A 15,382-nucleotide genomic window follows, 5' to 3' on the forward strand; every position below is an offset into this window, starting at 1 on the left:
CGCTAGGACCAAAGCGGCCGGGGCGTCAAGCGGCGCGCGGCGTTATCGCCGGTCGGCCGGTCGAATGCCGGGCGCAAGGCGGTTGTCGGCTTGTACCACGACATCATCGGTCCAGTTGGCGACGAAGGTGCTTGCGCGCTCCAGCCCGGGCACGAACCGCGCGCTGTTGCCCCGGACGACCAGGCCGGACGAGTCATGCTCCCGTCCTTCCGCCGCGACGGTGATGAACACGCTGTAATTGTCCTTGTCCCGCCCCTGCACCATTTCATTGCCCACTATCGAACCGGATGCGCCGTTGGGCAGGTCGATCATATAGTTGGTGAGATGCCCGGCGCTGTCGTCAAAGCTGTTGTCGCTGATCTCCACGCGCGGCGTACGTGCCTTGACGTAATGGCCACCATTGCCCTTCTCGAAGCGGGAGCGCGTGACGGTCAGTGATCCATAATGGCCGATATAGATGCTGTGCGCGCAGGACAGGTCGCGGTCGCAGCGGCCCAGATGCTGGAAGGTGGAGCGATCGATGACGATGCGCCCCGACGGGTCATCCGCCGTCAATATCCCTTCCTCGCTGTTGCGGAACAGCGCATTGGAGACCGTCAGATCGCCTTTCTCCAGGCGAATTCCCGCCCCATTTCCGTCGGGTACGCGCAGGTTCTGGAACACGATGCCTTCTACTTGCGCTGCCCGGCCGCGCAGCACAAGTGTGGCCTTGCCTTCGCAGATCGCACCGTCAAAGATCACTGTACCGGACTGCGCCGCGCGATAGGCAATCGCGCCCGCCGCCTGCACGGCACACTGCCGGTAGCTACCGGGCGCGATGCTGATCGTGCCCTGCCCTGCTCCGATCGCCGCCACGGCATCGGCCAACTGCACAAAGCTACGGCCCTGTTCGACGACCACAAACGGCTCAGGCCCCGTCTGGGCAAGTGCTGCAGCTCCCAGCGCACCCGCCGAAAGCAAAAAAATCGAAACGAAACGCATAACGGGTATCCTTGGAACGGACTGCCGCCATACCGCGTCTGGTCAACCGCTGCGAACCGATTAACCTTGATTCCTCAGTCGAGATTGGGACGCAAATAGCGCTCGGCTGTCTCCAGATCGATGCCTCGCCGCTCCGCATAGTCTTCGAGCTGGTCACGCCCGACCCGCGCCACGCCGAAATATTCGCTCTGGGGGTGCCCGAAGTAAAAACCGCTCACCGCCGCCGTCGGCCACATCGCGAAACTCTCGGTAAGCGTAATGCCGGTGTGATGCGGCGCATCGAGCATCTCGAACAGGATCGGCTTCAGGCTATGTTCCGGGCAGGCCGGATATCCCGGCGCGGGGCGAATACCGCGATACTGCTCCTTGATCAGCGCTTCGTTGGTCAATTGCTCGTCGGGGGCGTAGCCCCATAAGGTCGTACGGACATATTGATGCAACCGCTCGGCGAAGGATTCGGCGAGCCGGTCCGCCAGCGCTTTCAGCAGGATGTCGTTGTAGTCGTCATGCCGCGCCTTGAACTGGGCAAGGTGGCTCTCGATGCCATGGCCCGCCGTTACCGCAAAGCCGCCGATCCAGTCACCGTCGTGGCTGATGAAATCGGCAAGACACATATTTGCCCGCCCTTCCCGCTTGGCGATCTGCTGGCGCAGCATCGGCACGCGGACATGCTTCTCGTCCTCCACATGGACGATGATGTCATCGCCCTCGCGGCGGCACGGCCATAGACCGACCACACCCTTGGCGAGGATCCACTTTTCCGCAACGATCCTGTCCAGCATCGCCTGTGCATCGGCAAACAGGCTCGACGCGCTTTCGCCCACCACCGGGTCCGTCAGGATGGCGGGATAGTTGCCGGCAAGTTCCCACGCCCGGAAGAACGGCGTCCAGTCGATCGTCTCGCGCAGGTCGGCGAGATCCCAGTCGGGGAAAGCATGCAGACCCGGCTGCAACGGCGCGCCGGGCTTCAGCGCCTCGTCGATGACAAACCCATTCGCCCGCGCGTCCTCGATCGGCACGAGCGCGCTCTGCCCCTTGCCCGCCCGTGCGTCGCGGATATGCGCATATTCCGCCGCCGTCTGCGCGACGAAGCCGTCCTTCTGCGTTTCCGAAACCAGCGCCGTCGCCACACCAACCGCGCGGCTCGCGTCGAGCACATGGACCACCGGTCCGTCATAGCCCGGCTCAATCTTGAGCGCGGTATGCACCTTCGATGTCGTCGCCCCGCCGATCAGCAGCGGCATCGTCATACCCGCCCGCTGCATCTCGTGGGCCACTGTTACCATCTCGTCGAGCGACGGTGTGATGAGGCCGGACAGGCCGATCATATCGGCGTCATTGTCCTTCGCCGCCTGCAAAATCGTCGTCCACGGCACCATGACGCCCAGGTCGACGACGTCGAACCCGTTGCACTGCATCACCACGCCGACGATGTTCTTGCCGATGTCATGCACGTCGCCCTTCACGGTCGCCATGATGATCTTGCCCTTGCCCTTCGCGCCTTCATCCTTCTCGGCCTCGATATAGGGGAGGAGATGCGCGACGGCCTTCTTCATCACGCGGGCCGATTTCACGACCTGCGGCAAGAACATCTTGCCCGACCCGAACAGGTCGCCAACGACGTTCATGCCATCCATCAGCGGCCCTTCGATCACATGGATCGGGCGACCGCCACTGTGGAGCGCTTCCAGCCGCGCTTCCTCGGTATCGTCCACGACATAGAGGTCGATGCCCTTGACCAGCGCATGTTCGAGCCGCTTATTGACAGGCCAGCCGCGCCACTCCTCCGCCGCCTTTTCGGCTACCGCATCGGTGCCCTTATACTTCTCGGCCAGATCGACGAGCCGCTCGCCCGCGTCCGCATCGCGGTTGAGCACGACATCCTCGCACGCCGTGCGCAGTTCCGGGTCGATGGTGTCGTAGACGTCGAGCTGCCCGGCATTGACGATCGCCATGTCGAGGCCCGCCGGAATCGCGTGGTACAGGAACACGCTGTGCATCGCGCGGCGCACGGTCTCGTTGCCGCGGAAACTGAACGACAGGTTCGACAGGCCGCCGGAGATGTGCACATGCGGGCAGCGCTGCTTGATCTCCCGGCATGCCTCGATGAAATCAACGGCGTAGTTGTTGTGCTCCTCGATTCCCGTCGCCACAGCGAAGATATTGGGATCGAAGATAATGTCCTCGGGCGGGAAGCCGATGCCCATCAGCAGTTCATAGGCGCGCGAACAGATCTCGACTTTGCGCTCCTTGGTGTCCGCCTGCCCCACTTCATCGAACGCCATCACCACGACCGCCGCGCCATAGGCCATGCATTTGCGCGCATGCTCCAGAAACTGCGCTTCGCCTTCCTTCATGCTGATGGAATTGACGATGGGCTTGCCCGAAACGCATTTCAGCCCCGCCTCGATCACGCTCCATTTGGAACTGTCGATCATCACCGGCACCCGGCTGATGTCCGGCTCGGCGGTGATGAGCTTCAGGAAGGTCTCCATCGCCGCCTGACTGTCGAGCAGCCCTTCGTCCATGTTGACGTCGATGATCTGCGCGCCGTTCTCCACCTGCTGCCGCGCGACTTCCACCGCGCGCGCATAATCGCCCGCCATGATCAGCTTCTTGAATGCGGCCGAGCCGGTGACATTGGTGCGCTCGCCGACGTTGACGAAGTTGGTGGAGGCTTGTGTGTTCATTTTTCTAAACCCGTTCGGGCTGAGCCTGTCGAAGCCCAGCCTTTCTTTTCAAAAGTAAATACGGCCCTTCGACAAGATCAGGGCGAACGGAGCAGGGAACCGCTACTGCGAAACTCACGCCGCAATATGCATCGGTTCCAGCCCCGCAAGGCGCGTAAATACCGGCAGCTCCGGCACCACGCGCGGCGGTGCCGACGCAATGGCCCTGGCGATCGCGCCGATATGGTCGGGCGTCGTGCCGCAGCATCCGCCCACCATGTTGACCAGCCCCTCGCGCGTCCATTCGGCGATCAGCTCCGCCGTGCGCGCAGGCAGCTCGTCATATTGCCCCAGTTCATTGGGCAGGCCCGCATTCGGATAGGCCAGGATCAGCGTGTCGGATATCTTGGAAAGCTCGCTAAGATAGGGCCGCAGCAGATCCGCCCCGAACGCGCAATTGACGCCAATGGTGATCGGCTTCAGATGCCGCAGCGAATACCAGAACGCGGCGATCGTGTGCCCCGACAGATTGCGACCGGACATGTCGGTAATCGTAAAGCTCATCATCAGCGGTACGGAGCGCCCCGCCGCCGCTTCGGCTTCCCGCGCGGCCATGCCCGCCGCTTTGGCGTTCAGCGTATCGAAGCAGGTCTCGACCAGCAGGAAATCCACCCCGCCCTCGATCAGCGCGTCGCATTGCTCGCGGTACTGGCCTTTCAGCGTATCGAAATCGACCTCACGGAACGCCGGGTCATTGACCTGCGGGCTGATCGACAGCGTCTTGTTCGTAGGACCAATAGACCCGGCGACAAAGCGCTTCACGCCGTTCTTCGCTTCGGCCTTGTTGCAGGCCTCCCGCGCAATCCGGGCGGCGGCAAGGTTCAGTTCGCGCACCAGATGCTCACAGCCATAATCGGCCATGGCAATCCCCGTGCTCGAAAAGGTATTCGTCTCGATCATGTCCGCGCCATTGTCGAGATAGGCGGTGTGGATCGCCTCCACGATGTCCGGGCGGGTGAGGCACAGAAGGTCGTTATTCCCCTTCTGGTCCTTCTCGAGCGGAAGGTCGCCGCGATAGTCTGCTTCCTGCAAGCCGTATTTCTGGATCGACGTGCCATAGCCGCCGTCGAACACCAGGATCTGGCGCGCGGCGCGCTCACGGAAAAGCTGTTCGGCGGTCATGACGATACTCCCTTGGCCCGCAGGCCCAGCAGATGACAGATGGCGAAGCTCAACTCTGCGCGGTTCAAGGTGTAGAAGTGAAAGTTCCGTACGCCTCCGGTGTAGAGGTTACGACACATTTCCGCCGCGATCGTCGCTGCCACCAGTTGCCGCGCGCCGGGGTGATCGTCCAACCCGTCGAACAGCCGGTCCATCCACGCCGGGATTTCCGCACCGCACATCGCCGCGAACTGGCGGGTCTGCGCGACGTTCGACACAGGCAGGATGCCCGGCACGATCTCTGCGTCGATCCCCGCAGCAGCGGCCGCATCGCGGAAGCGGAAGAAGGTGTCGGCGGAGAAGAAGAACTGCGTGATCGCGCGGGTCGCCCCGGCATCGATCTTGCGCTTCAGGTTTTCGATATCGCTCTGCGCGCTCACCGCCTCGGGGTGGCTCTCGGGATAGGCCGCAACCGAAATCTCGAACGGGTGCAGCGCGCGCAGCCCTGTCACCAAATCGGCAGCGCTCGCATAGCCCTCCGGATGCGGCATGAACGCTTTGCCCTGCACCGGCGGATCGCCCCTCAACGCGACGATATGCCGCACGCCCGCCTGCCAATAGGCATCGGCGACTTCGGCAATCTCCGCCTTGCTCGCGCCCACGCAGGTCAAATGCGCCGCGGCGGGAATATCGGTCTCCCGCGCGATCCGCTCCACCGTCGCGTGGGTGCGTTCGCGCGTCGACCCGCCCGCACCATAGGTGACCGACACGAAACGCGGCCCCATCGGAGCCAGCGCGGAAATGCTGGCCCAGAGCTGCTGCTCCATCTTCTCCGTCTTGGGCGGGAAAAATTCGAAACTCACCTGCGCGTCACCGCCCAGATCCGCATAGAGCGGGGTTTGGCCCAGAGCATGGGTCACCGGCGGGAGAGAGGAAATCGGATCCGTATTCACTGTTTCTGTTCCTTGAGAGCGGGCCGCGCGCCGACACGCCTGCCCAGCCATATCTTTACCGTCAACTCACTGCCGGGCAGCGTGTCGATAGCATCGAGCGTCAGTCCGACTGCGCCGAACCATGCCCCGATCTGCTCGTCCGAAAAGCCCAGGCGCGCGTGCTGATCCTGCGTGCGCAGCTCTTCCCGGTCGTGCGGCGCGAAGTCGGCGATCAGCAGCCGCCCGCCGACCGAAAGGACGCGCGCCGCCTGCGCGATCACGGTTTCGGGGCTCTGTGCGTAATGAAGCACCTGATGCACCGTCACCGTGTCGATGCTTGCGTCGGCCAGCGGCAGGTCGGAAAAATCCCCGAGCAGCAGGTCATAGCGGTCCACGCCCTCTTCTGGCAGCTTCGCGCGCGCCAGCCGCAACATTTCCGGGCTTCGGTCAAGCGCCGTGACATGGTCGGCCTGCGCGCCGAACAGCTCGATCATGCGGCCCGTGCCGGTGCCGACGTCGAGCAGGCGCCCCAGCGGCTCGCCCCGCACCATCGCCTGCATCGCGGCCTCCACCTGCCCTTCCGGCACATAGAGCGATCGGATCGCGTCCCATTCCTCGGCATGATGCGCGAAATAGGCATCGGCCGCGCGGACACGGTCGGCGCGCACCGCCGCCAGTCGCGCCAGATCGGCCGCGAGCCACAAGGCTTCGCTGTCCTCGCCCGGAACCTCGTCGAACAGCGCCATCAGCGATGCGCAGATCGGCGCCTGACCGATGCGCAGAAACACCCAGTTTCCTTCCTTACGCCGCTCCACGAGCCCGGCTTCGACCAATATGCGCACATGACGGGACACGCGCGGCTGGCTTTGCGCCACGACCTGTGCAATCTCTCCCACCGACAGTTCCATAGCGCGCAGCAGGTGGACGATCCGTACACGCGTCGGATCAGCAAGTGCCCGAAAAATGTCGACAAGCGGGGTCATGGCGATGCTATATAAAGAAATCTTTATATGCGTCAAGCGCCGGGACTAAGCGCTGTTGCCGATGGTTGTAGAGGTCCCGGATATCGATCGAAAACGGGTTCCTGCGCGGATCGACGTAACGGAATCGTAACGAGTGTCTTGCGTTGCCCTTTGCAAAGCATTAGGAATCGTACTCGCAGGCTCAAAAGGGGGTGAGCTTTTCTCCGAGAGACGCCTGCTTCGGTTTTTTCTCTGAGAGGGGTTTACCCATGACTAAGACTATTGCTCTTTCGCTCGTTCTTGCCGCTTCGCTTGGCCTCGCCGCTTGCTCCAAGAGCGAAGAAAATGCTGCCAACGCCACCAACACCGCGGACAACGCCATGAACGTCGCGGAAAACGCGATGAACACCGCGATGAACGCTTCGGACAACGCTGCCAACGCCGTTGCCAACACCACGGAAAACGCGACCAACGCGATGTAATCACCCCGATGGGGACGAAGGGGGTATTCCTGCGGGAATGCCCCCTTTTTGTTTGTCCACGAAACGCAGATCAGGATTATCCAGCGCATGAAACGGCGTCATCTTGTGCTCATCGCTCTGGCCTCCGCGGCGCTGACCGGCTGCGGCTCATCGGGCGAGGATGATGGCGTCGGCGGCGTGACGCAGGGCGAGGCCCGCGCCCTCAACGAAGCGGCGGAAATGCTCGACAGCCGCGTCGACACGACCAATCAGGCCAGTGCCACGAACGAGAGCCGCTGACACCCGGTAAACGGCCGAAGCCGACGGAATGTGCCGAGCGGCCGACTATTTCCGCCAGCGCGCCATCGTGATGCCGATTTTCTCGCCTTGCTCGGACAGAGCCAGCTTCACGATCTTGACCTCGACATGGCGGACCTTGTCGTCCTGCAGGAAAACCGTGCCGATGATATGATCGGCCACCGCCTCGATCAGCGTGAAATGCTGCTCGCCCAGCGCGCCGGTCGCCGCATGTTTCAGATCCATATAATTCTTTGACCGACCGAGCGGTGTGTCGGGCGCGTAATGATCCTCGATATCGAGCAGCGCGCGCACGGAAATCCGCAACGGTTGCGGCAGGTGCGTCTCCTCGGAATAGATCCCCGTCAGCACGTCGACCTGCAGGTCCTCGACTTCGAGCGCGAGATAGTCATCCTGTCTGGGGTGGGTCATCGCATCGTCCGCTTTGGCGCATCGCGCACTGTTTTGGCTTTTCATTTGCGACAGGGCCGTTAAATGCCCCCGCTCCGGGCGCTCATGCCCGCTGGAACGCAGAACAGCAAGACGTGACGACACTCAAACCTCTCGACACCCAGAAAGCCGACGCCATTGAGGCGCTGCTCGATGCTGCTTTTGGCACCGACCGGCACGGCCGCACCGCTTATGCGATCCGGCGCGGCACGCACTGGCTGCCGGAGCTGAGTCTGGCCGCCCTGGACGATGCAGGCATCCTTATTGGCCTACTGCAAAGCTGGCCGGTGCAGATTGTGGCGGATGACGGCGCAACCGCTCCGCTCATCATGGTCGGCCCGGTCGCGGTGCTGCCCGAACTGCAACGCGCAGGCGCGGGCCGCGCCATGATGGACCACCTGATCGAGCAGGTCGACGCCTCTCCGACCCCTCCGCTCGTAATGATCGGCGATCCGGAATATTATGGCCGCTTCTGGGGCTTCGCTGCGGATGGAACATCCGGCTGGCGCGTTCCCGGCCCCGTCGAGCAACGGCGCCTACTGGTCCGCAACAAGGCGAACCTGCCCCTTCCCCAAGCGGGAATGCTGGCACCGCGCTTGGCGTTAGCCTCAAACCCCTAGGGTCAGGCCAGCGCCCCGTGGCAATGCTTGTACCGCTTGCCAGACCCGCAAGGGCATTCGGCGTTACGACTGATGCCGAGCTCCGCATAGGGATCACCGGACATATCGTCAGGCTCACGCATGGCCAGCGGCGGTAATTTGGTGGTGATCAGGCCATCCGTGCCGATGACTCCGCCTCCGCTTTCACCCGCGCCATAGCTGGTAATGAAATCCGGCAAGGTCGGCAGATCGGGCAGCGGCGGCGGCGCGTCCATGCGGAATTCGACCCGCGCGATCGTTTGCGTCACGTCTTCGCGGATATTCCCCAGCATCCGCTCGAACAATGCAAAGGCTTCCGCCTTATACTCATTGATCGGCGTCTTCTGGGCGTAGGCGCGCAGATGCACGACCTGGCGCAGCGCATCCAGCGTAGAGAGATGCTCTTTCCAGTGATGATCGAGGTTCTGGAGCAGGATGCTTTTTTCGATAGAGTGCCAGTCGGCCGTATCGATCGCTTCGATCTTCTTCGCCACGGCATCGTCAGCAGCGGCGCTCAGTCGTTCCTCGATCATTTCGGGGTCGACAGCGTCTTCCTGCAACCAGGCATCGATATCCGCATCGAGGTTGAGCACCTCGGCGGTCCGCCGCTTGAGCGTCTCGACATCCCATTGCTCGGGATAGGTGCCCGGCGGGCACGACGCACCGACGATGTCGTTCACCGTCTCGTGCCGCATGTCGACGACCACGTCATCGACCGTGTCGGCGTCCATGATGTCACCGCGCTGTTCGTAGATGACCTTGCGCTGGTCGTTCATCACGTCATCATATTCGACGACCTGCTTGCGGATGTCGTAGTTACGCGCCTCGACCTTCTTCTGCGCGGTCTCGATCGCCTTGGACAGCCATTTGGACCCGATCGCCTCGCCATCGGCCATATTGGCGTTCATCATGCGTGAGAACAGCGTATCCGGGCCAAAGATGCGCAGCAGATCGTCGTCGAGGCTGAGATAGAAGCGCGATAGGCCGGGGTCGCCCTGACGCCCCGAGCGTCCGCGCAACTGGTTGTCGATGCGGCGGCTTTCGTGCCGCTCCGTCCCCAGCACGAACAGCCCGCCAGCGGCCAGAACACGGGCCTTTTCCTCAGCGATTTCCTGCCGCATGCGCTCGATTGCAGCGTCGCGGTCGGCGCCTTCCGGCACGTCCTTCAACTCGTCCTCGATCCGGAACTCCAGGTTGCCGCCGAGCTGAATGTCGGTCCCGCGTCCAGCCATATTGGTCGCGATGGTCACCGCACCCATCCGGCCCGCCTGCGCCACGATATGCGCTTCCTGCTCGTGGAAGCGCGCGTTCAGCACGGCATGCTTTACGCCTTCCTCGTTCAGGAACTCCGACAGCATCTCCGACTTTTCGATCGACACCGTGCCGACCAGCACCGGCTGCCCGGTCAGCGCCTTCTCCGCGATCGCCTTCGCAATCGCCCGGAACTTGTCCTGCGTGTTCTTGTAAAACTCATCTTCCTCGTCGATCCGCTGCACCGGCACGTTGGTGGGGATGGTGACGACGTTCATCTTGTAGATTTCGTAAAACTCGGTCGCTTCGGTCGCGGCCGTGCCCGTCATGCCCGACAGCTTGGGATACATGCGGAAATAATTCTGGAACGTGATCGAGGCGAGCGTCTGGTTCTCTGGCTCGATCTGGACCCGTTCCTTTGCCTCGACCGCTTGGTGCAAGCCATCGGACCAGCGACGTCCATCCATCATGCGGCCGGTGAACTCGTCGATGATGACGACCTTGTCGTCCTTCACGATATAATCGATGTCCCGACGGAACATCTTGTTGGCACGCAACGCCTGGTTGACGTGATGGACAACCTGCGTGTTCTCGAAGTCGTACAGATTGGATCCTTCCAACAGCCCGGCTGTTTCCAGCAGCCGCTCGATATTCTCCGTTCCCTCTTCAGTCAGCGTAATGCTGCGCTGCTTCTCGTCCTTCTCGTAATCGCTCTCGACCAGCTGCTTGACGATCGTGTCGACCTGCAAATACAGCTCGGACTTGTCGTCGGTCGGCCCGGAAATGATCAGCGGCGTGCGCGCTTCGTCGATCAGGATGGAATCGACTTCATCGACGATCGCAAAGTTGAACGGTCGCTGCACCATCTGGCTGCGGTCGTACTTCATATTGTCGCGCAAATAATCGAAGCCCAGCTCGTTGTTCGTCGCATAGGTAACGTCGGCCTCATACGCCTCGCGCCGTTCATCCTCGCGCAGTTGGGGCACGATGACGCCGGTCGTAAGACCCAGGAACCGATAGACCTGACCCATCCAGTCGCAGTCGCGCCGTGCCAGATAGTCGTTGACGGTGACGACATGCACACCCTTGCCTTCAAGCGCGTTGAGGTAGGTCGCGGCGGTCGCTACCAGCGTCTTGCCCTCACCCGTGCGCATTTCCGCGATTTCGCCACGGTGGAGCACGATCCCGCCGATCAGCTGCACGTCGTAATGGCGCTGCCCCAGCGTACGCTTCGCCGCTTCCCGCACCGTCGCGAACGCTTCAGGCAGCAGGTCATCCAATGTCGCACCCTGGACCAGACGCGCGCGAAATTTGACGGTCTGGGCGGCGAGCTCCGCGTCGGTCAAGGCCGATATGGTGGGTTCAAACGCATTGATGCTGTCGACGATCTTGCCCAGCGATTTCACGTAGCGGTCGTTGGACGACCCGAAAATGGATTTGGCTAAACCGCCGAGCATGCAAGAATCCTGACTGTTTCAGAGTGCGCGGCATGATGGCATATCCTCCGCGCATATGCGCCGCGATGTAAGGTTGAGGGGACGCGAAGTCAATTGACCGGTCGACGGCAAACGCAAGCGCCCGTCCCACTTTCTCGCTCAGGCAGTCACATGAGGATAAGCTGTGAAACGGCCTTGCCGGACGCTCAATCGCCTCGCAGGCCTATGAGATGTGCAATCCAGCTGGAAATCGCCTGCTCCGCCAGGTCGGTAATGCGGACATAAATCCTGCGGCGATCATTATCGTCGCTAATCCGCGTGACCCACTGCAAGGTCTCGAGACGCGCCAGCCAGCGCAATGCCGTGGTTGCCGATCCTCCAGAAGCGATGCATGCGCTGGATACGGAAATGAGTTTGCCTTCATGATGCGCAATGTAGAGATCAAGCAGCATGTCCCAGGCAGGTTCGCCAAAAAAATCCGCCGGCAAATAATCAGACCGTCGTCGACGCGCCGTCAACATTTCGCGCGCAACCTGCATCATGCTAATATCACGACTTGACCGGTTCCCGGCGACGGTCCAGTCGTCGCGCACTTCGTCCTCGTCGAGGCTATCCATACCATCGGCAAGTTGATTGCCTTCCGGTAGATCAGATATCACGGCAAAATTTCCGTTATGAAAAAAACTTCATGCTCCGAAAACGAAGCCAGGGGACGCCAGCAATGTCTCATTATGGTTTTTTTAAGCAAAATGTCTGTCCAAGTTTTCTGGGATCCGCAAATATTCACTGCCAAGTACAACATCTTCTTATGAACCGAAAACGATTTAAAATTTTTTCGATATTCTACTTCACAAAGCTCAATCTAAATAAACTCCATAATCCCGTATACCAATGGTGAAAATACACTGTTGCCCACTGCTGTCCCGTGCCGGGTTTTATTACGCATCGAGAGACAGATTTCCAACATAATCGAAGAGAAACATCCAAAATGAATATAGTTCTCTCGATTGTGGAGTTATCGGTGCAATAACATCGGTTTCTCGGTCCAATTGACCGGGCGCGGGATTGCGCTATGGCCCAATCATGACTCGTTCACCTCTTGCTCCCCCCGCCTTTCCGGCGCTCGCTGCCATCCAGGGCGTAACGCCGCGCGTCGCCAAGGCCCGGTACAAGGCGTGGGATCGGTGCGATCTCACCTATGTCGAGATGGACGAGGGGACCATCGTGGCGGGCGTCACCACGCAAAGCAAATGCCCCTCGCCCGAAGTGGAGTGGTGCCGCGACGCGCTCCCACTCGGCCGGGCACGGGCGCTGGTCGTGAACGCGGGCAACAGCAACGCGTTTACCGGTAGCCGCGGTCGCGCCGCCGTGGAAGCGATCGCCGCGCGGGTCGCACGGCATCTCGATTGCCAGCCCTCAGACGTGTTCGTCTCTTCCACCGGCGTGATCGGCGTTCCCTTGCCCATCGACAAGGCGGAAGCCGGGCTTGATGCCGCCTTTGGTGCCGAACCGTGCACCTGGGAGCAGGCCGCCGAGACGATCATGACCACCGACACATTCGCGAAGGGGGCGAGTGCGCAAGCGATCGTCGGCGGCACCGCCGTGAACATCGTCGGGATCATCAAGGGGTCCGGCATGATCGCGCCGGATATGGCCACCATGCTGGGCTATGTTTTTACGGACGCCGCGATCGATCCCGCCCTGCTGCAACAGTTGATGTCGGCCGCCAATCGCCGTACCTTTTCCTGCATTACGGTCGACAGCGACACCTCGACATCCGACACCGTGCTCGCCTTTGCAACGGGGCGAGCGGGCAATCCGGTCCTTTCGCAGATGGACGACCCGGGGGCGGACGCATTCGCCGCCGCTCTGGAAGATGTCTGCCGCGAACTTGCGCATCTGGTGGTGCGTGATGGCGAAGGGGCAAGCAAGTTCATCACCATCGCAGTCACCGGGGCCGAGGATGATGCCAGCGCACACAGGGTCGCGCTCTCCATCGCCAATTCGCCGCTGGTCAAGACCGCGATCGCCGGGGAAGACGCAAACTGGGGGCGCATCGTCATGGCCGTTGGCAAGGCGGGAGAACCTGCCGAACGCGATCTCCTCTCGATCCGGTTTGGCGCAACCCAGGTCGCGGCGGGTGGCTATGCACTGGAAGGCTATGACGAGGCACCGGTCGCGGAGCATCTGAAGGGCAAGGAGATCGACATCGGTGTCGATCTGGGACTGGGAAACGGCCGCGCGACGGTGTGGACCTGCGACCTGACCCACGGCTATATTTCGATCAACGCCGATTACCGCAGCTGACGCGGCATGGCGGCCAACCACCATTTGCTGCTGCTTTATTTCCTGACCGACCTGATGGCATGCCTGACGCCCGGCCCGGCTGTGCTGGCGGTGACGAGCCATGCGCTGGGCGGATCGTTGCGCGGGGCGGCGGGAGCGATTGCCGGGATTAACCTCGGCAATGTCCTGTGGTTCACCCTTGCCGGTTTGGGCCTTGCGACGATCACCACGATTGCGCCGATTGTGTTTCTCGTTCTGCGGTGGGTGGGGATTTCCTATCTGCTGTATTTGGGTATCAGCATGTGGCGGGGCACCCATGCGATCACCTTCCGCCGGGATACCCGGCGGTCGGGAGCGTTGCAGGGATTGTTTTCCGCGATCGCCATCCAGCTTTCCAATCCGAAGGCGCTGCTGTTTTTCACGGTGCTCCTCCCGCCCTTTCTTGATCCCCATGCGCCGATGATGCGCCAGATCGCCGTGCTGGCGCTGATCGGCGTCATCACCGAGGTCACGGTGCTCGCCGGATACGCCGCCATCGCTTATCGCCTCGGCCGTCTTACGATCGGCGCGGACCGCGCGCACTGGATTGGTCGGGCGAGCGGCGGCATGTTGATCGGGGCCGCCGCCGCGATTGCCTTGAAAGGAACGCGATGACCGATATTTCCCCCACGCTGCACCGGGGCGTTAGCGATCTGATGCAGCGGGTAGCGGTCGATATTGTCCTGCCGCGCTTCCAGAACCTGGCCCAGCACGAAATTCAGGAGAAGGCAGCCGACGATCTGGTGACGATCGCGGACAAGGAAAGCGAGATTGCGCTAAACGAAGGCCTTGTCCGCCTGCTACCCGAAGCGGGGCTGGTCGGAGAAGAGGCCTGCGCCGCCGACCCGTCCATCCTCGCAAGTGCTGGAACCGGTCTATGCTGGATCATCGACCCTATCGACGGCACTGGAAATTTCGCAGCCGGTCGGGCGCCCTTCGGCATAATGGTGGCCCTGGCAAACGACGGCGTGACGGAGGCCGGGTGGATTTACGATCCACTTTCGGGGCGGCTCTGCCATGCAATCCGCAACAAGGGAGCATTCATCAACGAGGAGCCGGTTGCTGCCCGCCCCACGGGCGCCGAACGACCGATTGCGGGAATCTCGACGCTGTTCCTGGAAGGAGGCCGCCGCGACACGCTGCTCACGCGGGCGAAAGATGCGCTCACGCTGGTCGACATTCCCCGCTGTGCCGCGGAACAATATCCTCGGCTGGTCTTGGGAATAAACGATATCTCGGTGTTTGAGCGCACTTTGCCGTGGGATCATGCGGCGGGCGTGCTGTTCCTCAACGAAGCAGGAGGACGGGTCTGCCGCAACGACGGCAGCCCCTATAGGGTGGGCGACAACCGCGCCGGAATGCTTGCCGCCGCCACGCCCCGTTTGTGGGACGCAGCGGCGGAAATATTGTTCGACTGACGCCGCGAATTAAAGCTGCTGTTCAATCCAGCTCTTGAGCTGGCTCTTGGGCGCGGCACCGACCTTGGTGGCGACAGCCTGGCCATCCTTGAACAGGATCATCGTCGGGATGCCCCGAACGCCGAGCTTGCCGGGCATGTCGGGATAATCGTCGATATTGTGCTTCGCGATCACGACTTTGCCCGCCAGTTCGTCAGCGATTTCTTCCAGCGCAGGGCCGATCATCTTACACGGTCCGCACCATTCCGCCCAGAAGTCCACCAGTACGGGCACTCCGGCGTCAATGACGTCGGCCTGAAAACTGCTGTCGGAAACGGATTTGGTCGCCATGATGATGTCTCCTTATTCGTGTTCATGTCCATGTAGGCGCTGACCGGGCTGTGCTCAATGTCGGAATGGTC

At 61.7% G+C, this 15,382-nt stretch carries 15 protein-coding genes; 6 read left to right on the plus strand and 9 right to left on the minus strand.

Features of this window, described 5'->3' with window-relative positions:
• Positions 1 to 42 precede the first annotated feature (42 nt).
• From FHS92_RS04485 to FHS92_RS04505, 5 genes are all read right to left on the minus strand, one after another.
• On the minus strand, positions 43 to 981 hold the full coding sequence (locus FHS92_RS04485) for a right-handed parallel beta-helix repeat-containing protein (protein ID WP_184077842.1): 939 nt from the start codon (positions 979 to 981) through the stop codon (positions 43 to 45).
• A 74-nt stretch (positions 982 to 1,055) separates the two neighbouring features.
• The gene (gene metH / locus FHS92_RS04490) at positions 1,056 to 3,671 is read right to left on the minus strand and encodes a methionine synthase (protein ID WP_184077844.1); all 2,616 of its coding nucleotides are present in this window, start codon (positions 3,669 to 3,671) and stop codon (positions 1,056 to 1,058) included.
• 114 nt (positions 3,672 to 3,785) lie between these two features.
• Positions 3,786 to 4,832, minus strand: a complete 1,047-nt coding sequence (locus FHS92_RS04495) for a homocysteine S-methyltransferase family protein (protein ID WP_184077846.1) — start codon at positions 4,830 to 4,832, stop codon at positions 3,786 to 3,788.
• A complete protein-coding gene (gene metF / locus FHS92_RS04500) occupies positions 4,829 to 5,764 on the minus strand; it encodes a methylenetetrahydrofolate reductase (RefSeq protein ID WP_343056650.1) in 936 nt (311 codons plus the stop codon). The genes FHS92_RS04495 and metF overlap by 4 nt, the downstream gene beginning before the upstream one ends.
• Complete coding sequence (locus tag FHS92_RS04505; RefSeq protein ID WP_184077850.1) at positions 5,761 to 6,726, minus strand: ArsR/SmtB family transcription factor; 966 nt, start codon at positions 6,724 to 6,726, stop codon at positions 5,761 to 5,763. Before FHS92_RS04505 ends, metF begins: the two co-directional genes overlap by 4 nt.
• A gap of 248 nt (positions 6,727 to 6,974) precedes the next feature.
• On the opposite strand from FHS92_RS04505, the gene FHS92_RS04510 reads away from it, so the two are divergent.
• Together FHS92_RS04510 and FHS92_RS04515 are read left to right on the plus strand one after the other, a co-directional pair.
• On the plus strand, positions 6,975 to 7,187 hold the full coding sequence (locus FHS92_RS04510; RefSeq protein WP_184077852.1) for a circumsporozoite protein: 213 nt from the start codon (positions 6,975 to 6,977) through the stop codon (positions 7,185 to 7,187).
• 87 nt (positions 7,188 to 7,274) lie between these two features.
• A complete protein-coding gene (locus FHS92_RS04515) occupies positions 7,275 to 7,466 on the plus strand; it encodes a hypothetical protein (RefSeq protein ID WP_184077854.1) in 192 nt (63 codons plus the stop codon).
• A 45-nt stretch (positions 7,467 to 7,511) separates the two neighbouring features.
• Here FHS92_RS04515 and FHS92_RS04520 read toward each other — a convergent pair whose 3' ends face one another.
• Complete coding sequence (locus tag FHS92_RS04520; RefSeq protein WP_184077856.1) at positions 7,512 to 7,895, minus strand: dihydroneopterin aldolase; 384 nt, start codon at positions 7,893 to 7,895, stop codon at positions 7,512 to 7,514.
• Positions 7,896 to 8,008: 113 nt separating this feature from the next.
• On the opposite strand from FHS92_RS04520, the gene FHS92_RS04525 reads away from it, so the two are divergent.
• Positions 8,009 to 8,533, plus strand: coding sequence for a GNAT family N-acetyltransferase (locus tag FHS92_RS04525; protein WP_184077858.1), 525 nt, complete (start codon positions 8,009 to 8,011; stop codon positions 8,531 to 8,533).
• 2 nt (positions 8,534 to 8,535) lie between these two features.
• On the opposite strand, the gene secA is transcribed toward FHS92_RS04525, so the two are convergent.
• Positions 8,536 to 11,259 carry a preprotein translocase subunit SecA gene (gene secA / locus FHS92_RS04530; RefSeq protein ID WP_184077860.1) on the minus strand — a complete coding sequence of 908 codons (2,724 nt, stop codon included), beginning with the start codon at positions 11,257 to 11,259 and terminating at the stop codon, positions 8,536 to 8,538.
• 185 nt (positions 11,260 to 11,444) lie between these two features.
• Complete coding sequence (locus FHS92_RS04535) at positions 11,445 to 11,855, minus strand: helix-turn-helix domain-containing protein (protein ID WP_184077862.1); 411 nt, start codon at positions 11,853 to 11,855, stop codon at positions 11,445 to 11,447.
• Between the two features lie 466 nt (positions 11,856 to 12,321).
• Here FHS92_RS04535 and argJ point away from each other — a divergent pair, with 466 nt between their 5' ends.
• Genes argJ through FHS92_RS04550 form a run of 3 tightly spaced genes read left to right on the plus strand, consistent with a single transcriptional unit; the run spans position 12,322 to position 14,981 of the window.
• Positions 12,322 to 13,545 carry a bifunctional glutamate N-acetyltransferase/amino-acid acetyltransferase ArgJ gene (argJ, locus tag FHS92_RS04540; protein ID WP_184077864.1) on the plus strand — a complete coding sequence of 408 codons (1,224 nt, stop codon included), beginning with the start codon at positions 12,322 to 12,324 and terminating at the stop codon, positions 13,543 to 13,545.
• Between the two features lie 6 nt (positions 13,546 to 13,551).
• Complete coding sequence (locus FHS92_RS04545) at positions 13,552 to 14,178, plus strand: LysE family translocator (RefSeq protein WP_184077867.1); 627 nt, start codon at positions 13,552 to 13,554, stop codon at positions 14,176 to 14,178.
• Positions 14,175 to 14,981 carry an inositol monophosphatase family protein gene (locus FHS92_RS04550; protein WP_184077869.1) on the plus strand — a complete coding sequence of 269 codons (807 nt, stop codon included), beginning with the start codon at positions 14,175 to 14,177 and terminating at the stop codon, positions 14,979 to 14,981. Before FHS92_RS04545 ends, FHS92_RS04550 begins: the two co-directional genes overlap by 4 nt.
• A gap of 9 nt (positions 14,982 to 14,990) precedes the next feature.
• Here the strand turns inward: FHS92_RS04550 and trxA are convergent, their stop codons facing one another.
• Positions 14,991 to 15,311 (minus strand): thioredoxin, encoded by a 321-nt coding sequence (gene trxA, locus FHS92_RS04555; RefSeq protein WP_184077871.1) that lies wholly within the window; start codon positions 15,309 to 15,311, stop codon positions 14,991 to 14,993.
• Positions 15,312 to 15,382: the final 71 nt, after the last annotated feature.

It is taken from the genome of Sphingobium subterraneum (assembly GCF_014199435.1).
Lineage (GTDB): Bacteria > Pseudomonadota > Alphaproteobacteria > Sphingomonadales > Sphingomonadaceae > Sphingobium > Sphingobium subterraneum.